Source organism: Paraburkholderia sp. GAS334, assembly GCF_050436625.1.
Classification (GTDB): Bacteria; Pseudomonadota; Gammaproteobacteria; order Burkholderiales; family Burkholderiaceae; genus Paraburkholderia.
Map to the genome: position 1 here is coordinate 121,938 of NZ_JBNDMO010000017.1, position 20,574 is coordinate 142,511.

General features: G+C 64.1%; 17 protein-coding genes. 10 read left to right on the top strand and 7 right to left on the bottom strand.

From position 1 onward, the window contains the following. Positions 1-3: 3 nt before the first annotated feature. Both P3T21_RS26390 and P3T21_RS26395 read left to right on the top strand, forming a co-directional pair. A complete protein-coding gene (locus tag P3T21_RS26390) occupies positions 4-1,812 on the top strand; it encodes an ABC transporter permease subunit (RefSeq protein WP_429258912.1) in 1,809 nt (602 codons plus the stop codon). Beyond that, positions 1,800-2,531 (top strand): ABC transporter ATP-binding protein, encoded by a 732-nt coding sequence (locus P3T21_RS26395; RefSeq protein WP_429258913.1) that lies wholly within the window; start codon positions 1,800-1,802, stop codon positions 2,529-2,531. The genes P3T21_RS26390 and P3T21_RS26395 overlap by 13 nt, the downstream gene beginning before the upstream one ends. Positions 2,532-2,682: 151 nt before the next feature. Here the strand turns inward: P3T21_RS26395 and P3T21_RS26400 are convergent, their stop codons facing one another. From P3T21_RS26400 to P3T21_RS26425, 6 genes are all read right to left on the bottom strand, one after another. Beyond that, positions 2,683-3,729: a LacI family DNA-binding transcriptional regulator gene (locus tag P3T21_RS26400; RefSeq protein ID WP_429258914.1), complete on the bottom strand. Its 1,047-nt coding sequence runs from the start codon at positions 3,727-3,729 to the stop codon at positions 2,683-2,685. Then, positions 3,726-4,694 carry a 2-hydroxyacid dehydrogenase gene (locus P3T21_RS26405; RefSeq protein ID WP_429258915.1) on the bottom strand — a complete coding sequence of 323 codons (969 nt, stop codon included), beginning with the start codon at positions 4,692-4,694 and terminating at the stop codon, positions 3,726-3,728. The genes P3T21_RS26400 and P3T21_RS26405 overlap by 4 nt, the downstream gene beginning before the upstream one ends. A 4-nt stretch (positions 4,695-4,698) precedes the next feature. Further along, complete coding sequence (locus P3T21_RS26410) at positions 4,699-5,985, bottom strand: MFS transporter (RefSeq protein ID WP_429258916.1); 1,287 nt, start codon at positions 5,983-5,985, stop codon at positions 4,699-4,701. 56 nt (positions 5,986-6,041) lie between these two features. Continuing rightward, complete coding sequence (locus P3T21_RS26415; protein WP_429258917.1) at positions 6,042-7,040, bottom strand: sugar kinase; 999 nt, start codon at positions 7,038-7,040, stop codon at positions 6,042-6,044. 88 nt (positions 7,041-7,128) lie between these two features. After that, complete coding sequence (locus tag P3T21_RS26420) at positions 7,129-7,893, bottom strand: sugar phosphate isomerase/epimerase family protein (protein ID WP_429258918.1); 765 nt, start codon at positions 7,891-7,893, stop codon at positions 7,129-7,131. Between the two features lie 164 nt (positions 7,894-8,057). Then, a complete protein-coding gene (locus P3T21_RS26425) occupies positions 8,058-8,963 on the bottom strand; it encodes a LysR family transcriptional regulator (RefSeq protein WP_429258919.1) in 906 nt (301 codons plus the stop codon). A gap of 117 nt (positions 8,964-9,080) precedes the next feature. On the opposite strand from P3T21_RS26425, the gene P3T21_RS26430 reads away from it, so the two are divergent. From P3T21_RS26430 to P3T21_RS26455, 6 genes are all read left to right on the top strand, one after another. Next, entirely contained in the window at positions 9,081-10,163 is a 1,083-nt protein-coding gene (locus tag P3T21_RS26430; RefSeq protein ID WP_429258920.1) for a YeiH family protein, read from the top strand. 236 nt (positions 10,164-10,399) lie between these two features. Then, a complete protein-coding gene (locus P3T21_RS26435; protein ID WP_429258921.1) occupies positions 10,400-11,137 on the top strand; it encodes a glutathione S-transferase in 738 nt (245 codons plus the stop codon). Positions 11,138-11,210: 73 nt separating this feature from the next. Continuing rightward, positions 11,211-12,944 (top strand): ClcB-like voltage-gated chloride channel protein, encoded by a 1,734-nt coding sequence (locus P3T21_RS26440; protein WP_429258922.1) that lies wholly within the window; start codon positions 11,211-11,213, stop codon positions 12,942-12,944. 107 nt (positions 12,945-13,051) lie between these two features. Further along, positions 13,052-14,389: a C45 family autoproteolytic acyltransferase/hydolase gene (locus P3T21_RS26445; protein WP_429258923.1), complete on the top strand. Its 1,338-nt coding sequence runs from the start codon at positions 13,052-13,054 to the stop codon at positions 14,387-14,389. A gap of 319 nt (positions 14,390-14,708) precedes the next feature. Next, the gene (locus P3T21_RS26450) at positions 14,709-14,981 is read left to right on the top strand and encodes a hypothetical protein (RefSeq protein WP_429258942.1); all 273 of its coding nucleotides are present in this window, start codon (positions 14,709-14,711) and stop codon (positions 14,979-14,981) included. 130 nt (positions 14,982-15,111) lie between these two features. After that, positions 15,112-15,342, top strand: coding sequence for a DUF2795 domain-containing protein (locus P3T21_RS26455; RefSeq protein WP_429258924.1), 231 nt, complete (start codon positions 15,112-15,114; stop codon positions 15,340-15,342). A 57-nt stretch (positions 15,343-15,399) separates the two neighbouring features. Here the strand turns inward: P3T21_RS26455 and P3T21_RS26460 are convergent, their stop codons facing one another. Then, positions 15,400-16,026: a TetR/AcrR family transcriptional regulator gene (locus P3T21_RS26460; protein WP_429258925.1), complete on the bottom strand. Its 627-nt coding sequence runs from the start codon at positions 16,024-16,026 to the stop codon at positions 15,400-15,402. 273 nt (positions 16,027-16,299) lie between these two features. Here P3T21_RS26460 and P3T21_RS26465 point away from each other — a divergent pair, with 273 nt between their 5' ends. Both P3T21_RS26465 and P3T21_RS26470 read left to right on the top strand, forming a co-directional pair. After that, entirely contained in the window at positions 16,300-17,406 is a 1,107-nt protein-coding gene (locus P3T21_RS26465; RefSeq protein ID WP_429258926.1) for an efflux RND transporter periplasmic adaptor subunit, read from the top strand. Further along, positions 17,403-20,573 (top strand): efflux RND transporter permease subunit, encoded by a 3,171-nt coding sequence (locus P3T21_RS26470; protein WP_429258927.1) that lies wholly within the window; start codon positions 17,403-17,405, stop codon positions 20,571-20,573. Before P3T21_RS26465 ends, P3T21_RS26470 begins: the two co-directional genes overlap by 4 nt. The last annotated feature ends 1 nt before the right edge of the window (position 20,574 follow it).

Consider the following 20,574-nt stretch of genomic DNA (forward strand, 5'->3'; position numbering starts at 1 on the left):
GCCATGGGCACGACGCCGACTTCAGCGCGTTGGCGCCGCCCTGCGGCCGGCGCCGGTCTTCTTGTCGCTGCCGTGGCGCTGCCGGCTGTCGCCAGCAGCTATATCGTCGATGTCGGCCTGACCATCGCCACCTATTCGATCCTCGGCCTCGGGCTGAATATCGTAGTCGGCTATGCCGGGCTGCTGGATCTGGGCTATGCAGCCTTCTTTGCAATCGGTGCCTACACGACGGCGCTGCTGGAAACACTGCTGCACTTCTCGTTCTGGGAAACGCTGCCGTTCAGCCTCGCGTTTGCCGGCGCTTCGGGCATCGTCATCGGCTACCCCACCCTGCGTCTGCGCAGCGACTACCTGGCGATCGTCACGCTTGGGTTCGGCGAGATCACGCGCATCATTGCCACCAACCTTCGGATTACGGGCGGCCCGAACGGCATATACGGCATCGACAGCCCCAGCCTGTTCGGCTATGAGATCAGTTCGCCCCATGCGGTCTACGAACTGGGCATCGCGTTTCTCGTGCTGGTGCTCGTGTTCGCGATCCGGCTCGGCCAGTCGCGGCTCGGCCGCGCCTGGACCAGCATCCGCGAGGACGAGGCGGCTGCCGAGGCCGTCGGCGTGCCGACGCTGCGCGTCAAACTGCTGGCCTACGTCATGGGCGCATTGATCGGCGGTTTTGGCGGCAGCCTGTTCGCTGCACGCTTCGGGACGATCGACCCGACCGGTTTCACCTATCTGCAGTCCGTCACGATCCTGATCATCGTCGTACTTGGCGGTCGAGGGAGCATTCCTGGCGTGATACTCGGCGCCGTGATCGTTGCCGGCCTGCCCGAGATGCTGCGTTTCCTCAACCTTTGGCGCATCTTCGGGTTCGCGATCGGGCTGGTGATCCTGATGCTGCTCCGGCCGCAAGGCCTGTGGCCGGCGCCACTGCGCCGCGTGGCGCCGCCACGCGAGGGCGCCGGCGCCGCAAAGCCCGTGCCTCGGGAGACCGTCACCGATGAAATCATGCTCGAGGTGCGCAACATGCAGCGCCGCTTTGGCGGGGTGCTGGCAGTTGGCGACGTCAGCTTTACGGTGCGCAGCGGTGAGATCCTCAGCCTGATCGGCCCGAACGGCGCCGGCAAGACCACGGTGTTCAACTGTCTCACAGGGGTGACCCGTCCGACCGGCGGTCAGGTTCTCTGGCGCGGCGCCTCGCTGGTGGGCGGAGCACCGCATCGCATCGTCCACCGCGGCATGGCGCGCACCTTCCAGGGCATCCGCCTGTTTGCCAACATGACTGCCTTCGAGAACGTGCTGATCGGCATGGACCATCGGCTCCGAACGCAGCTGATCGCCGAGCTGCTTGCGCTACCCTCCGCTCATTCCGAGGCGGCCGATCACGCGACAGAGGGCCTGGGCTGGCTCAGCTTCGTCGGCCTCCGCGCCCGGGCGGGCGAACGCGCGGCCGACCTGCCCTATGGCGATCAACGCCGGCTGGAGATCGCTCGTGCGCTCGCCAGCAACCCGCATCTCCTGCTGCTGGACGAGCCGGCCGCGGGGATGAATCCGACCGAGAAGCACGCGCTGATGGAATTGATCCGGCGTATTCGGGATCTTGGCGTCACGGTGCTGCTGATCGAACACGACATGATGCTGGTGATGGGCGTGTCGGACCGGATCATCGTCATGGACCATGGCGTCATCATCGCCGAGGGTCCGCCAATCGAGATCCAGGCCGACCCGCGTGTGATCGACGCGTATCTCGGTACAGCCGGAATAGACGAAGCGGCTGACGATGCCGCCGGGGAGAAATCGCTGTGGGACTCCTAGAAATCCGCGATTTGCACGTGAGCTATGGGAACGTAGAGGTTCTGCATGGCATATCGCTGGACGTCGCAGAAGGTGAGATCGTGGCATTGCTCGGCAGCAACGGGGCGGGCAAAACCACGACGCTACGCGCCATTTCCGGCCTGATTCGCCCACGTGCTGGGCAGGTCGTGATGGCCGGGCACCTGCTCACCGGACTGCGGGCCCACCAGATCGTGGCCCTGGGTCTCGGTCATGTGCCGGAAGGCCGTCGCATGTTCGGGGCGCTGACAGTCGAGGAAAATCTGCGGCTCGGCGGTTATCTGATCCGGGCCGACGGCGCCTTGCTGGAACAACGCATGACTGAGGTCTATCGGACTTTCCCGCGGCTCGGGGAGCGACGCAGTCAGTTGGCGGGCACGCTCAGCGGTGGCGAACAACAGATGCTGGCAATCGCACGCGCCCTGATGCTGCGGCCACGCGTCGTCGTGCTGGACGAACCGTCCATGGGACTGGCCCCGAAACTGGTCCGGGTGATCTTCGGCATGATTGCCGACATCTGCAGCGAAGGCACCTCGATCCTGCTCGTCGAGCAGAACGCACGCCAGGCACTGCGCATCGCTCATCGGGCCTACGTGCTGGAAAGCGGCCGCATCGCGCTCGCCGGCCCCGCCCAGGATCTGGCGCAGGATAGCCGGGTTCGCGCAGCGTATCTGGGCGGCAGTGCCGTCGCGACAGAGTGACAAATCAAGACTGCGCCACGGGGAATAGACCATCGCGCCCAGTCGCCGCATTACGCGGGCCGACGGTTCATTCGGCGGCATTGTGGTTGGGACATTGAGCGTTAGTTACTTTCGGACCCTGTTAGCACCGTTGAGAATCGATGATCGCAGATCAGCGCCCGGTTGACGCGCGGACGATCAGTTCGCCCGGCAGCAGACAGTCACGCGCGGCCTCGGTCGCACCATCGATGCGCTGGCTCAGGAACTCGACTGCGCGATAGCCGATGTCGTACGTCGGCTGACGGATCGTCGAGATGCCGGCGAGTTCGGCCCAGTCGGGATCGTCGAAGGACAGCAGCGCGACGCGCTCCTGCCAGTGCGCGCCGTAGCACGTCTTCAGATGCAGCGCGAGGCGCAGCGCGACGGGCGCATTGGCCGCGAACCACGCGATGCGTCTGCCCGCGGCCGCAGCGGCGTCGACCGTGTGGTCGAGCGCGTCTAGCGCGCGCTGGGTGGCGGTTTCGTCGCCAAGATCGAGCACGACCGTCAGACCGTGTGCCCCGCTCACGCCGCGCATCACTTCGCCAAATGCCGCTTCACGCTGGCGTCGCGAACTGATGTTGTCGAATGGCTGCACGACGAAGCAGATTTCGTCGAAGCCGCGTTCGAGTAGATGGCGCGTGCCGAGCTGCGCGGCCGCCGCGTTATCGAGCCCGACCATATCGGCGCTCAGCCCTTCCACGGTCCGGTCGACCAGCACCGCTGGAATACCGCCGCCACCCACCGGCCGCAGCGTCTCCTCGCAGACGCCGAGCGCGTTGACGATCACGCCCTCCACACGATACGTCGTCATCAGCGCCAGAAAGCGGCGCTCCATCTCGACTTCGTTCGCCGCGTGGCAGATCAGCGGCATGTAGCCGAGCGCGTGGCACGCCGCTTCGACACCCTGCAGCACTTCGACTGTGTACGGATTGGTGAGATCGGCAACCACCATGCCGATCAGCCGGTTGCGGCCGCGCTTGAGACCGCGCGCCATCTGGTTCGGCTGATAGTCGAGACGCTGGATCGCGGCTTCAATCCGCGCGCGCAGATCGGGCGACAGCACATTCGTCTCGCCGTTCAGATAGCGCGAGATGCTGGTCTTGCCCGTGCCCGCTTCCCGCGCAACGTCGCTGATGGTGGCGCGCCGCAAAGCGGCCGCGCGAACGGGCGTGCTCATGACTTCAGTACATCACGGTTGACGATGTTCGTGCGCAGGCTGCCGTCGAGCGCCGCGACGAGATTTTCGGCTGCGCAGCGCGCCATCGCGTGACGCGTCTCGTGCGTGGCCGAACCGATGTGCGGCAGCGCGACGACGTTCTTCATCGACAGCAACGGGGAATCCGCACCGACAGGTTCCTGTTCGAACACGTCCAGCCCCGCGCCATGGATCGTGCCGGCCTTGAGCGCATCGATCAGCGCGGCTTCGTCGACGGTCTGGCCGCGTGACGCGTTGATCAGGATCGCGCTTTTCTTCATCGCCTTGAATTCGGCCGCGCCGATCAGGTGACGGGTTTCCTTCGTGAGCGGCACCTGCAGGCAGACGAAGTCGGATTGCGCCAGCAGCTCCGCGAGTTCGACGCGTTGTGCGCCGTACGCCTTTTCCGCCTGTTCATTCGGGCTGCGGTTCGTGTACAGCACACGCATGTTGAAGCCGAGCGCCGCGCGTCGCGCGACCGCTCCGCCGATGCGTCCCAGACCCACGATACCGAGCGTCTTGCCCTGCACGTCGACGCCGAAATGTTCAGCGCCGATGCTGCGTTTCCATTCGCCCGCTTTCACGACATTCGCGAGTTCGACGACGCGCCGGGCCGTTGCCAGAATCAGCGAGAACACCGTATCGGCCGTCGATTCGGTCAGCACGTCCGGCGTGTTCGCCAGCAGAATACCGCGCCGCGTGAGATCCGCGACATCGTAGTTGTCGAAGCCGACCGAGATCGTCGCCAGCGCTTTCAGTTTCGTCGCGCCGTCGAGCATCGCGGGCGTGATCTTCACGCTCGCGCCGATCGCGCCGTCGGCGTCCCGCAACGCGGCAACCAACGCGTCGTGCTGCGCGGCGTCGACTTCGGCCACGTCTGCGTGTTCACGCAGATACGACATGACATCGGCGGGCAACGGCTTGTACGCGACAATCTTGTTCTTCATCGGCTTATTTTCCTTGCAACGGCGTAGCGAGTGCAGGTGTGTGCTGCGCAGGTTGCGGCTTGACCGCGAGGGTCAGGATCACGGCGGCGACAAGCGCCACGCTCATGAACGCATACGATGCCGCGGGCGATCCGGTCGCGCCGTTCAGGTAGCCGACCACATACGAGCCGACGAACGATCCGAGCGCGCCCATGCTGTTGATCAGCGCCATCGCGCCACCAGCGACGTTCTTCGGCAGCAGTTCCGGCACGATCGCGAAGAACGGGCCGTACGGCGCGTACATCGCGGCGCCCGCTATCACGAGCAGCGCGTAAGACATCCAGAAGTGCGTCGAACCGAGTGCATACGAGGCCGCGAACGCCACCGCGCCGATCAGCAGGAACGGCCACACGAACACCTTGCGGGCATTGAGTTTATCCGAAGCCCACGAGGCCGCAAGCATCGCGATCGTTGCGGCGAGATACGGCAGCGCCGACAGCCAGCCGGTCTCGACCATACCGAGCGTTGAACCGTTCTTCAGGATCGACGGCAGCCACAGCACGAAACCATAGACACCGATGCTCCAGCAGAAATACTGCGCGCACAGCTTGATGACAGCCGGATTGCGGAACGCCTCGCTGTAATTGCGCACCGGCCTGATCGCGGCCTGCTCGGCGCGCAGCGTGTCGTCGAGCGCCTTCTTTTCATGCGGCGCGAGCCACGACACCTGCGCCGGCTTGTCCTGCACGATGAACCACCAGATCACGGCCCAGAGGATTGCCGGCGCGCCTTCCGCAATAAACATGTGACGCCAGCCGAACGAATGCACGAGATAGCCCGACACAACAGACATCCACAGCACCGTCACGGGATTGCCCAGAATCAGAAACGTATTGGCCCGCGAGCGTTCGCTTTTGGTAAACCAGTTGCTGATAAAGATCAGCATCGCCGGCATGACCGCCGCTTCGACGATACCAAGCGCGAAGCGGATCACCATTAACGACGGAATATTGCTGACCATGCCGGTCAGCGCCGCACATCCGCCCCACAGAATGAGGCTCCAGAACACGAGCTTCTTGACGCTGCGCCGCTCGGCGTAGATCGCGCCCGGAATCTGGAAAAAGAAGTAGCCGAGAAAGAACAGTGCGCCGATCAGCGACGACAGGCCTTTGCTGATGCCGAGATCCTGATTGATCCCGGCCGCCGACGCGAAGCCGAAGTTCGCGCGGTCGAGGTACGCGAGGCTGTAGGTGATAAAGACGATCGGCATGATCGTCCACCAGCGGCGGATCGCAAGTGATGAGGTGGCCATGGGTGTCTCCTTGAGCCCTGAAACAATAAATGAATGTGTCGCGCCTTATTGCACGTTCAGTGCAGCGTCTCTGATACGTTGCGTTCTGTGTCTGTGGTAGCGAAGAGGTTTCCGCGTTCGAGCGCGTCGAGTTCGGCGCGCGTCGGCAGGCCTTCCGAATCGCCGATCACCTGGATCGCCAGCGCGCCGATGCGGTTGCCGCGCGCGACCGCTTCCGGCAACGCGCGCCCTTCCAGCAACGCGCTGACGACGCCCACCGCGAATCCATCGCCCGCGCCGACCGTATCCACCACCTTCGCGACCGGCTGCGAAGCGATCACGCCTGCATCGTCGGCGGTGCGGAAATATGCGCCTTTCGCGCCGAGTTTGATGATGACGCCACGCGCGCCCCGATCGAGGTAGAAGCCCGCAATATCCTCAGGCTTCGTATGGCCGGTCAGGATCTCGCCTTCGCCGATGCCGGGCAGCACCCAGTCGGCATGTGCGGCGAGCGCGTTCAACGAAGCGACCATCGCTTCGCGCGACGGCCACAGCGTTGGGCGCAGGTTCGGATCGAACGAGATCGTCTTGCCGGCAGCGCGCATTTCCTTCGCCAGATGGAAGGCCAGCTCGCACGATGTCGGGGACAACGCAGGCGCGACACCCGTCAGATGCAGATGGCGCGCAGGCAGCACGTAATCCGGCACGTAGTCTTCAACCGACAGATGGCTTGCCGCCGAACCCTTGCGAAAATATTCGACGGTCGGATCGCTGCCGTCGTCGTTTTTTGATTTGAGCTGGAAACCGGTCGGATAACGCTTATCGGTGGTGACGCAGCCGCCGTCGACGCCTTCTTTCGCCAGCGTGTCGCGCACGTACTGACCGAACGAATCGTCGCCGACGCGGCTCATCCAGCCCACCTTGAAACCAAGGCGTGAGAGCCCGATCGCGACATTCAGATCGGCGCCGGCGATGCGCCGTGTAAAGCGGGACACGTCGGCAAGCGCGCCGGTTTCTGCCGCGACGAACATCGCCATCGCTTCGCCGTAGGTGATGACATCGAGTGTCGGTTTCATGGCTGGTCCTTTGTACCGCACATTCCTTACGGGCCGCGCAGCTTGTGTCGGGTACGTCGCTTAAGTCGCTTAAGTCGATCTTGCAGGACTACGCGGCGGCGAGCCACGCCACATAGCGAGACGCGTCCGCATGGAGGCGGCCCGTGTCGAACGGGAACTCGATGCCGCGCGGCACATCACGCGGCAGCAACGGCAGGACGGCTGCGCAGACCGGATCGTCGGCCGCGGGCGCGACCGCGAAACGCCGCGCGCCTTCGCCTGTCACCGCCTTGCAGTGGATGTATTCGACGTGCCGCGCGAGTTGTCGCGCGGCTTCCAGCGGCGCTTCCCCGGGCCATTGCCAGTTGCCGATGTCGAACGTCATGCCGAGTACGTCCCGATAGCCCTCGCGTTCCAGTGCCTCGAAGAGGCGCACGAACTGCGCAAGCTCACCCCCTTCTTTCAGCTGTCCGTTTTCGACGACGAGCCGGATGTTCGCATCGCGCAGGCACGCCGCGATCGCGGCGCCGCCGGCTTCGGTCGCGAATCCGCCGAGTTGCAGCTTCACGAAGCGCGCGCCGAGCGCTTCGCCTTCGGCGAGCGCGAGACGCAGCGCGCCCAGGTCGAGCGCGCCTTCGGAGGTGTAAAGCGACTCGGGCGTCGAATAGACCGACCACATGCCGAGTTCGTCGATCGCTTCGCCGAGGTCGTTGAGGACGTCCGGCGCGGTGTCTTCTTCTGAGGTAAACAGCTCACGCCGCACTTCGAACGCGGAGGCGCCGGCCGTTGCCGCCGGACTCAGCCACGCCTGATGCCCGTCGCGCCGGATGGCGTCCGCGCCGAATGAGCTAGCTACGATCACGATATCAGGCATGTCGGATTTACCCTTCGTTCGACCCGTCCCATGCATATGGAACCGGTTCCATTTCGAAATTTCAAAAAAGCGCTCATGCGCTTCGTTGGAAGAATACTGCGCTTCGGGATTGCACGGCGCCATAGTGGAAATCCCCTGGAACCGGTTCCTTAACGCGTGCGTCGTCACCCGGCGCCCGCCAGACTCAGTTCCAGGAAACGTTCCGCGACCCGCGATGGCGCGCTCGCGTGCGGAATCAGGATCGAGAAACGACGCGTGAGGGGCTCGGGCGCGAGCGAGAAAAGACGCAGTACGTGGTCTTCGTGGCGCATGGACATCGCCGACACGAAACCGATGCCCATCCCTGCCCGCACCGCTTCCTTGACGCCCTCGACGCCCGCGATCTCGAGTGCCACCCGCATCGGCACGGCCGCGCGGGCAAACGCCCGCTCGACCATCTGTCGCACGCCCGAGCCCGTTTCGCGCAGCACCAGCGCGTGCGCGCCGAGCTCGGTGAGCGTCAAATTCCAGTCAGAAGCGGGCGAGCCTTCGCGCGCTGCGGCCAACGGATGCGTCCGCGGCATGATCGCGACGATCTCGTCCTCGCTCCATGGGTGGACGGCTGTATCGGGCGGCAGGTCGGAGCCGACCGGCCCTTCGACCATCGCGATGTCGACCGACCCGAGCGCGCCGACGATGTCCGACGTGTTGCCGTCGGCGGTATGGAGCGTGACTTCCGGATAGCGCCGGTGAAACTCCGCGATCAGATAGGGCAGCAGATAGCTCGCGGGCGTGGTGCTCGCGCCGATGCGCAGCGTGCCGCGTTCCATACCGCGCAGTGCGTCGCGATACGCATGCGCCTGTTGCCACGTGTCGCGCAGTCGCGCTGCGTAGCTTGCGAGCTGCTCGCCCGCTGGCGTCAGGCGAACACCGCGCCCGTCACGCTGGTACAGCGCCTCGCCGAACTCGTCCTGCAACTGGCGCAACTGGCCAGACACCGCCGGCTGCGACAGATGCAGCGCCACCGCGGCCCGGCTGATGTTCCGGTGCTCGGCAACTACGGCAAACGTTATCAGTTGATCGGGGGTCATGGCGCTTAAATATCAGATTAACCGATATTTTACGTCACAAATGACGATTTTTCATATCGATATATTCAAATTAGGATTAGGCCATCGCATCGAACTGATTCATTGAGGACGAACACCATGTCCACCGCCTCCGCTCCAGCTATTGCCCGTCAGGCGCCGTCAACGCGCGGCCAGCTCAACGGCGTTCTCTTCGTCGCGCTTTTTGCCGCGGCCGTCACCAGCATTTCGTCGCTCCCGTTCATCGCGGGGCTCGGGATGAGCCCGCTGATCATCGGCATCGTGGCCGGCGCGATCTACGGCAATGCGCTGCGTGACGGCATGCCCGAAAGCTGGGCCGCTGGCGTCAACTTTTCGGCGCGCAAGCTGCTGCGCATCGCGGTTGCGTTCTTCGGGCTGCGCGTGAGCCTGCAGGAAATCGCCCAGGTCGGCTTGCCGGGGCTGGTGGAATCGGTGCTGATCGTCGTCAGCACGCTGGCGATCGGCACGTGGGTCGGCATGAAGCTGATGAAGCTCGATCGCGACACGGCGCTCCTGACCGCCGCCGGCAGCGCGATCTGCGGCGCGGCCGCCGTGCTCGCATTCGAATCCACGTTGCAATCGAAGCCGCATCAAAGCGCGATGGCAGTTGGCAGCGTGGTGCTGTTCGGCACGCTGTCGATGTTCCTCTATCCGGTGCTCTATCACGCAGGCTGGCTGCATCTCGACACGCTTGGCGCGGGTCTCTTCTTCGGCGGCACGATCCACGAGGTTGCGCAGGTTGTCGGCGCGGCGAGCAATGTCAGCCCGGAAGCCACGCATATCGCGACGATCGTCAAGATGACCCGCGTGATGCTGCTCGTGCCGGTGCTGCTCGCGCTCGGTGTGTGGCTCAACCGGTCGGCACGCAGTGCAGTTGCGAGTGGCAAGGCGAACGGCGCGGCCACGACGCGCAAGCTTGCTGTACCCTGGTTCGCGCTGGGCTTCCTCGCGCTCGTGATCGTCAACTCAATGCACGTGCTGCCGCAAGCCGCGACGCATACGCTGAACACGCTCGACACCTTCGCGCTCACGATGGCCATGACCGCGCTCGGCATCGAAACCCGCATCTCGGCGGTGAAGCAGGCCGGCCCGCGTGCACTCACGACCGGACTGATCCTGTATGTGTGGCTGGTCGGCGGCGGACTGGGGATTACGTGGGCCGTCGAACGCCTGCTCGGCTAGCACGCCCCGCCCGACCGGCCCGATCGGTAGCCCCGCCTCGCGCGGGGCTTTTTGCGTTTCGCGGCGCGATGGTGCGCGCCCGTTCATACGCGAGTTCGCATGGCTGCCCGATCGCGCTCACGTGCAGGTTTCTGTCGACCGCTCAAAGAGCGCCTAAACAGCAACAACATCGCGCGCCGGCGCGGCATACTTTCTGCTCGCGCAGTCGAACTCACAACCCGAGCGAGGATCGATCGATGGCCTATGAACTCTTTTACTGGGACGGCCTGCAAGGCCGCGGCGAATTCGTGCGGCTGGCATTGGAGGAAGCCGGCGCCGACTATATCGAAGTGACCCGCGAGCCGGACAGCGACGGTTTGGGCACCGGCGCGATGATGAACGTGCTCAGGAGCAAAAGCGAGCCGCATCCGCCGTTTGCACCACCGTTCCTGAAGGACGGCGATCTCGTCATCGCGCAGACCGCCAACATCCTGCTTTACCTCGGCCCCAGACTCGGCCTCACGCCCGATGACGAAGCGCTGCGCTACGTCGTGAACGGCCTGCAGCTGACCATCGCCGATATGGTCACCGAAGTGCATGACACGCATCATCCGCTCGCCACCGGCCTGTATTACGAAGACCAGAAAGATGCCGCCAGGGTACGCGCGCACGATTTCATCGACAATCGCCTTCCGAAGTTCATGAAATACTTCGAGCGCGTGCTGAAGCAGAACCCTGATGGCGACGCCTGGCTTGTCGGCAGTGCGCTGACGTACGTCGATCTGTCCATGTTCCAGCTGATCGACGGTCTGTACTACGCGTTCCCGCTCGCGATGAAGCATTTCGGCGAGCACTGGCCGCGGCTCGCCGCATTGCATGACGCAGTCATCGCGCGGCCGAAACTCGCGGCGTATCTCGAGTCGGACCGACGCATTCCGCACAACGAAGCGTGCGTCTTCCGGCACTACCCGGAACTCGACAAGGCCGTGCGTTGAACGCGACTCACACAACACGCGTGCTGCTATGCTGGCGCGCGCCCTCCAACCTCTTCTCTACCCTGTTTCTTTCGTGCTTTCATTCCTGCTGAAGCTGCGCACGCGCGCCCAGACACTGTTCCGCCTGTCCGACGACCATACGATGCTGGTGTGGTCGGTGATCGTCGGCGTCGCCGGCGCGTTTGCGACAGTCGCGTTTCGCGAAGGCATCGCGCTCCTTCAGTTCGCGATTTCCGGCAGCGCAAGTGGCATCGTCGAAATGGCGCAACGGCTGCCGTGGACCGTGCGGATCTGGTTGCCGGCGGCGGGCGGTCTGATCGCCGGCTTCTTTCTGCTGGTCGCGCGTCGGGGCGCCGATAAAAAAAGTCATACCGACTACATGGAAGCCGTCGCGATCGGCGATGGCATCGTGCCGGTGCGGCTGAGCCTGTGGCGCAGCGTGTCGTCGCTGTTCACGATTGCAAGCGGCGGCTCGATCGGCCGTGAAGGTCCGATGGTGCAGCTCGCAGCGCTCTGCGCTTCGCTGATCGGCCGCTGGGTGCATTTCGACCCGCCGCGTCTGCGCCTGCTGGTCGCCTGCGGAGCGGCCGCGGGTATCACGTCCGCCTATAACGCGCCGATCGCCGGCGCGTTTTTTGTGACCGAGATCGTACTCGGCTCGATCGCGATGGAAAGCTTCGGGCCGGTGGTGGTCGCCTCGGTGGTCGCGAACATCACGATGCGCGAATTCGCCGGCTACAAGCCGCCGTACGAGATGCCCGTGTTCCCGCCGGTAACGGGCGTCGAGGTGCTGCTCTTCGTCGCGCTCGGCCTCCTGTGTGGCGCGGCCGCGCCGCAGTTCCTGCGGCTGCTCGATCTGTCCAAGGCGAGCTTTCGCAAAATGCCACTGCCGTTGCCGGTCAAGCTCGCGCTCGGCGGGCTGGTCGTCGGCGTTCTGTCGGTGTGGTCGCCGGATGTATGGGGCAACGGCTACAGCGTCGTGAACTCGATCCTGCATTCGCCGTGGACGTGGACCGCCCTGATCTTCGTGCTCATCTTCAAGCTCGTCGCGACGGCCGCGACGGCGGGCTCGGGCGCCGTCGGCGGGATCTTTACGCCGACGCTGTTTGTCGGCGCCGTGCTCGGCTCGCTGTTTGGCCTCGGCATGCACGCGTTGTGGCCGCACGGCACGTCGGCACCGTTCGCGTATGCGATGGTCGGCATGGGCGCGTTCCTCGCGGGCGCGACGCAGGCGCCGCTGATGGCGATCCTGATGATCTTCGAGATGACGCTGAGCTATCAGGTCGTGTTGCCGCTGATGCTGTCGTGCGTGGTTGCGTATTTCGTGTCGCGCGCGATCGGCAAGACGTCGATGTACGAGATCACGCTGGTGCGCAACCGCGAGGAACAGGAACGCATGCGCCTGCGTGCAACGCAGATGCGCGAGCTGATCAAACCCGCCGAGACGATCGTGCCGCTGACCGCGACCGTGCAGGACATGACGCGCGTGTTCCTCGAATATCCGGTGAAATATCTGTACGTGGTCGACGACAAGGCGTGCTTTCTGGGCGTCGTCGCGCTAAAGGACATCACCTCCGACCTGCTGGACAAACACGACACCTCGACGCGCACCGCCGCGCATTATCTGCAGCCGCATTTCGACGTGCTGACGCCCGATATGCCGCTCGGCGTCGCACTGCAGCATTTCATGGCGTTTCAGGGCGAGCGGCTGCCGGTGATCGAAAGCGCCGCGTGTCCGACGCTCGCGGGCGTCGTGTACAAGACGTCGCTGCTCGATGCATATTTCCGGATGAATCCGGCGCGTTAGGGTTCTAGAATTGAAAACGGGCCACGCAGCACGCCGAGCCGCGCTCTCCGGTTGAGCGCAGACGAAAGCGTGACCCCACGTGACCGTCTTTTCGACCCGGAGCGAAGATGAGCGACCCTTCAGGCGACGCAGTCCGCCGCGATCATGCCGGCTGGATTTTCGTGCATATCGAAGGCGAACCGTACGACCGTGGCGAACAGCACGGCCAGCTTCTCGCGGCCGAGATCCAGCATGCGATCAGCACGGCCCGCTATCTCGCGAAGTGGGACACCGGCGAAGACTTCGACACGTTCGTCAATGCCGCCGTCTCGCAATTCGCGCCGCGCCTCGACACCGAATTCGCCGACGAAATCCAGGGCATCGCCGACGGCGCGAAGCTGCCGTTCGCCGACGTGCTGGCATGGAACGGCTACATGGATCTGCTGCAAAGCTGGTGGCCGGCGCACGTGGCCCAGCAGCAGCCGCGTCTCGGCCTGAAGCCATGGCGCGGACGCCGCGGCCACCACTGCAGCGCCTTCATCGCCACCGGCGACGCGACGCGCGACGGTCGCATCGTCATGGCGCACAACTCGTGGGACCGCTACGCCGCAGGCGACGCGTTCAACGTCGTGTTCGACATCGTCCCCGATTCTGGCCACCGCATCCTGATGCAGGGGTTGCCCGGCTGCATTTCGAGCCTGACGGATTTCTGGGTCACGTCCGCCGGCCTGATGGTGACGGAGACGACCATCTCCAACTTTGCCGGCTACAACGCGGCCGGCGCGCCCGAGTTCTACCGCTCGCGGCGCGCGACGCAGTACGCGAACAGCATCGGCGAATGGTGCGAGATATTCGCGGTCGCGAACAACGGCGGCTACGCGAACAGCTGGCTGCTCGGCGACGTCAAGACGGGCGAGATCGCCCGTTACGAACTCGGCCTGCACTTTTCGGGCTTCGAGCGCACGAAGAACGGCTTCTACAGCGGCTACAACACCGCGACCGACCTGAAGATCCGCAATCAGGAATGCGTCGGCGAAGGCGAGGATTACACCGACGTGCGCAGGAACGGCGCGCGGCGCCTGCGCTTCATGCAACTGGCCGAGCAGCATCACGGCAAGATCGATATCGACGTCGCGAAAGAAATGATCGCCGACCATCATGACGTCTACCTCGATCGCAGCGACAACCCGTGCTCTCGCACGATCTGCGGCCATCTGGAACTCGACGACCAGCGCTTTGGCGGCTCCGATCACGGCCCGTTCAACCCGTGGGGCGCGAACGACGGCAAGGTGGTCGACAGCGAAATGGCGCGCGAGATGGCGTTCTGGGCCCGCTGGGGTCATCCGTGCGGCCGCCCGTTCGACGCGCAGGCTTTCATGAAGCGCCACCCGCAATGGAACTGGCTGAACGGCTACATGCACGACCGGCCGTCGTGGCCGTGGACGCAGTTCGATGTGCTGCGATAGCGCGTTGTCTGAACGCGGATAGGTCGTCGCTTTAACGTCGTCGCATCGCCATCCGGCAGCAGAAAATACTGCGTTGCAACATCAACGCGGCACGATCGTTCGCGACGGAACCACAGCTGGCTGCGAAAATTGCAAATCTCACCATCGCATTGACGCGGCCTTGTCGTTTTTGCTGCGGCGTCCGGTCGATTTGCGACCTAAGATGGTAGATGGCGCCCGCTTTCGCGGTCCGCGCCAGGCGGGTGTCACGCTGCGGGATGACGCATTGGCACAGCGCTTGCTGCAGCCTCAGCGCTGCAAGAGCAAAGGAGCTCGGGCGATGAAAATCTCGACGCTGTTGACCATGGTGACGCTGTCGGCGTCGTGTTTTGCTGCGCCCGTTCACACGGCATACGAAAGCACGGCATCCGGTCGTAATCAAAGCCCCACTCAGGCGACGCTGAAAGCGGAAGAGGCGCCGGTCGCCCCGGCAGCGCCGGACGTCGCCGTCATGAACGATCGCAAGACGCAGCGCTGGGAATTCATCGCGCTGCCGAAGTCGAAGCACCTCGACCGCGGTTTTGTCGCCAGGGATGAGCATCTGCAGACCTGAGCGGTCAGCGGCACGAATTGATTCACCCGAATTTTCCCCTGAACGCGTCGGGCACAGCGCGACCGGCGCCGCCGGAGCGTTTCAAACCCATGCACGCAGCAGCAACGTACGTAGAACAAGGACCTCGCGCATGACCGGCACTCCTATTCCCGGCGAATCGATCGATCTGCAGATTTCCGACATCCTGCGAGCCATTTCATATCCCGCCAACAAGGACTCGCTCGTCGACGCCGCGCGCGAAGCCGGCGCAAGCAATGAAGTGCTGTCGATGCTCGACGGCCTGCCCGAGCAGGATTACACCGATATCACGTCCGTGACAAAGCTGATCGGCAGCAACTACGGGCCGGGCCTCGGAAGCTGATCACCGCAAACGCCGGAAAAGCTGGAAGCGCCTGCAGCGGCAGAAGCAGGCCGCCGGTTAAAGCAGTTCGTCCGCGCCGCGACCGAACACGACCCGCGCAAAAAACTCTGACAGCACCGTTTTGACCATCTGGTCGGTAATGTGCGGATCGGCCGTATAGAAAGACTGCACGCCATCGCACAGACCAAAGAGGCCCAGGGTCAGCGTTTCAGCCGGAAGGGACAGCGGCGTGCCGGCGCGTGCCGAAAATTCCACGATGTACGCCGCCATCTGCTCCCGCTTCTCACGCATGAATTCATTGAATTTCGTGCGGAAACGGGCGTCGCGCGCCGACAGCAGCTTCGCCTCCACCCATAGCAGGAAGCACTTGTTGTCGAACGGCAGACGGCTATAGAAGGTCAGCACGCGCTTTTCCATGCCCTCGCGCGTCGACTCCCCTTCGAAGATGCTTTGCAGATCCGCCTGCATCTGCTCGTGATCGCGTCTCAGCAATTCGAGGAACAGCTCCGGCTTGCTGCGAAAGTTCGAATAGAACGCGCCGCGCGTATAACCCGCCGCGCCGGCGATGTCCTCGACGCTCGTCGCGACAAATCCCTTCTTCATGAACATGACGAGCGCAGCGTCGAAGAGACGTTCGCGCGTCTGGTCTTTGCTCTGCTCGCGAGTGAGGCGTTTTCGTTTCATCGGCGGAGTCTAACATTCAGATTGATCCGATTCTGCTTTGCATTCAGATACAGGTGTGTATTAGAATCCATACCGTAATCTGAAGCAAGCGTCTTGCATCACGTTTTTGATCCGCGCCCGCTGGCCGCCGCTGCCGCCTGTCGGACCCGTTCGCAGTCCCTGTTTGCCGTCCTGTTCGCCACGTCAGTTTTTGGGGTTATCGTGAATCGTCCTGGTTTTAGCGCGTCAGTTTTGCCGCGCAGGCAGTCCCGCCAGCACGCAGGTGTCGCGCCGTTGCGCACCGCTGCTCTCGTCGCAGTGTTGAGCGTCCTGACGGTGCTGAGCGCCTGTCATCGCAAGGAGGCCGCCGCGCCCTCGCCGCGTCCGGTCGTAGCTCAAGCTGTTCATCCGGACGGTCAGCCGGTAGCCGCCACGCTGCCCGGCGAAGTGCAGGCGCGCTACTCCACGCCGCTGTCGTTTCGTATCGCGGGCAAGATCATCGAGCGGCGCGTGCGGCTCGGCGATACGGTGAAGAACGGCGAAATCGTCGCCCGCCTCGATCCGGCCGACGCGCAGAAAAACGCCGCAAGCGCGCAGGCGCAACTCGACGCCGCGAAATCGCGCGCCGTCTACGCCAGGCAGCAGTTCGACCGCGATCGCGCCCAGGCGCGCGACAACCTCATCTCGCAGGCCCAGCTCGAACAGACGGAAGATTCATACGCGTCGGCGATCGCCCAGCGCGACCAGGCGCAGCAGCAGGCCGCGCTCGCGAAAGACCAGTTGCAGTACGCGACGCTGGAAGCCGATCACGCAGGCGTCATCACCGCGGAACAGGCGGATACGGGGCAGAACGTATCGGCGGGTCAGGCCGTCTACAATCTCGCGTGGACGGGCGATGTCGACGTGGTGTGCGATGTGCCGGAAGGCACGCTCGCCGCGCTCACCGTCGGACAGGTCGCGAAGGTCACGTTGTCCGCCTTGCCCGGTCGAACCTTTACGGCGCGCGTGCGGGAACTCTCGCCGGCTGCCGATCCGCAAAGCCGCACGTATCGCGCGAAACTCACGCTCGACAACGCCGGTCCCGATGTCCGTCTCGGCATGACCGCCGATATCGCGCTCATGCAGCACACCTCCGCAGCGAGCGCCGCGAGTTCGTTCATCGTGCCCGCCACCGCACTCTTCCACGACGGCAACGCGCCCGCGCTGTGGATCGTGCGTGCCGGCGACGACAAGCTCGAACTGCGTCGCGTGCAGGTCGCGCGCTATAACGAACGCACGATCGCCGTTTCGCAGGGATTGAACGACGGCGACCGCGTCGTATTGCAAGGCGTTCATACGGTGACCGCCGGTGAACAGGTCCGCGTGATGGCGCCGCTGCATCCCGAGGACTTCGCGTCATGACCGCACCGCAATCGCAGGAAAACGCGCGTCAGGACGACGCGCAACCGGACAATCATCGCAGCGAGGAAGGCCGTTTCAATCTGTCCGCCTGGGCACTGCGGCATCAGGCGCTCGTCGTATTTCTGATCGCGATGGCGACCGCCTTCGGCATCCTCGCTTACACGCGGCTCGCGCAGTCGGAAGACCCGCCGTTCACGTTCCGCGTGATGGTGATCCGCACGTTCTGGCCGGGCGCGACCGCACGCCAGATGCAGGAGCAGATTACCGACCGCATCGGCCGCAAGCTGCAGGAGACGCCCGCGATCGATTTCGTGCGCAGCTATTCGCGCCCTGGCGAATCGCTGATGTTTTTCTCGATGAAGGATTCCGCGCCCGTGAAGGACGTGCCGCAAACCTGGTATCAGGTGCGCAAGAAAGTCGGCGACATCGCCGCGACGCTGCCACAAGGTGTGCAGGGGCCGTTCTTCAACGACGAATTCGGCGACGTCTACACCAACATCTACACGCTCGAAGGCGACGGCTTTTCGGCCGCGCAACTGCATGACTACGCCGACGAACTGCGCACCGTGCTATTGCGCGTGCCGGGCGTCGGCAAGATCGACTATTTCGGCGATCCCGACCAGCACATCTACATCGAGATCGCGAACACGCAGCTGACGCGTCTTGGCATCTCGCCGCAGCAGCTTGCACAGGCGATCAACTCGCAGAACGCGGTGTCGCAGGCCGGCACGCTGACCACCACCGACGACCGCGTCTTCGTGCGTCCGACGGGCCAGTTCAAGGACGTGAACGCACTCGCCGACACGCTGATCCGGATCAACAACCGCTCATTCCGTCTCGGCGATATCGCGACCATCAAACGCGGCTACGACGATCCCGTTGCGACGCAGATGCGCTTCGCCGGCAACGCGGTGCTCGGCATCGGTGTGACGATGGATCCCGGCGGCGACGTGATCCGCCTCGGCAAGGCGCTCGACGAAAGGGTCGCCATGCTGCGCGCGCATCTGCCGGCGGGTCTGAATCTCGTCGAAGTGTCGAGCATGCCGCACGCGGTCGCCCGTTCGGTCGACGACTTCCTGGAAGCCGTCGCCGAAGCCATCGCGATCGTGCTCGTGGTAAGCCTGATCTCGCTCGGCGTACGCACTGGGATGGTGGTCGTGATCTCGATTCCGGTCGTGCTCGCCGTCACCGCGCTGTGCATGTATCTGTTCGATATCGGCCTGCACAAGGTGTCGCTCGGCACGCTCGTGCTCGCACTCGGCCTGCTTGTCGACGACGCAATCATCGCCGTCGAGATGATGTCCGTGAAACTGGAACAGGGCTGGAGCCGCACGCGTGCCGCTGCGTTCGCCTACACCAGCACAGCGTTTCCGATGCTGACGGGCACGCTCGTCACAGTCTCCGGTTTTCTGCCGATCGCGCTCGCGAAATCGAGCACCGGCGAATACACGCGTTCGATCTTCGAAGTATCGGCGATTGCGCTGATCGCTTCGTGGCTCGCGGCCGTCGTGCTGATTCCGATGCTCGGCTATCACATGCTGCCCGAGCGCAAGCGTCAGGCACACGAGGCGCACGATCACGAACACGACATTTACGACACGCGCTTCTATGGACGCCTGCGTGGCTGGATCGGCTGGTGCGTCGAGCGGCGCTTCATCGTGCTTATCATCACCGTGCTGCTGTTCATCGTCGCCCTCGCCGGCTTTACGCTCGTGCCGCAACAGTTCTTCCCGAGTTCGGACCGGCCGGAACTGCTCGTCGACGTGCGCCTGCCTGAAGGCGCGTCGTTCGAGGCAACCTTGCGCCAGGCGCAGCGCCTCGAAAAGGCACTCGAAGGCCGGCCGGAAATCGATCACACCGTCGACTTCGTCGGCACCGGCGCGCCGCGTTTTTATCTGCCGCTCGACCAGCAACTGCAACTGCCGAATTTCGCGCAGTTCGTGATCACGGCGAAATCGGTGAAAGACCGCGAGAAGCTCGCGCAGTGGCTGGAACCTAAACTGCGCAACGAGTTTCCGGCGATCCGCACGCGTCTGTCACGCCTCGAAAATGGGCCGCCGGTGGGCTATCCGGTGCAGTTCCGCGTCAGCGGCGACGATATTGCGACCGTGCGCTCAATCGCCGAACGCGTCGCGGCGACGATGCGCGCCGATCACCGCGCAAGCAACGTCCAGTTCGACTGGGACGAACCGGCCGAGCGCTCGGTACGTTTCGAAGTCGACCAGAAAAAGGCGCGCGAACTCGGCGTCGCATCAGAAGACATTTCGAGCTTCCTCGCGATGACGCTCTCCGGTTACACCGTCACGCAATATCGCGAACGCGACAAGCTGATCAGCGTCGACCTGCGCGCGCCGAAGAGCGAACGCGTCGACCCTGCGAACCTCCTCACGCTCGCGATGCCGACGCCGAACGGCGCGGTGCCGCTCGGCACGCTCGGTCATCTGCGCAACGACCTTGAGTACGGTGTGATCTGGGAACGCGACCGGCAGCCGACGATCACCGTGCAGTCCGACGTAGCCGCCGGTGCGCAGGGCATCGACGTGACGAACAGCGTCGACAGATCGCTTGCGCAGATCCGGGCAACATTGCCGGTCGGTTATCGAATCGAAGTGGGCGGCTCGGTGGAAGAAAGTGCCAAGGGACAAACGTCGATCAACGCGCAGATGCCGATCATGATCATCGCTGTTCTGACGCTGCTGATGATCCAGTTGCAGAGCATCGGCCGCGTACTGATGGTCGTGCTGACGGCGCCGCTCGGCCTGATCGGCGTGGTCGCGACGCTGCTGCTGTTTGGCCAGCCGTTCGGATTCGTCGCGATGCTCGGCGTGATCGCGATGTTCGGCATCATCATGCGTAACTCGGTGATTCTCGTCGATCAGATCGAGCAGGATATCGCCGCGGGTTACAAGCGCTTCGATGCGATCGTCGGCGCAACCGTGCGCCGCTTCCGGCCGATTACGTTGACGGCGGCGGCCGCCGTGCTCGCGCTGATTCCGCTCTTGCGCTCGAACTTCTTCGGGCCGATGGCGACCGCGTTGATGGGCGGTATCACGAGCGCGACCGTGCTCACGCTGTTCTACCTGCCGGCGCTCTACGCGGTGTCGTTCAGGGTGCGCAAGGACGAGCGCGAGCCGACGCCGCCCTCGTCTGCGCAAACGGGAGTCTGAT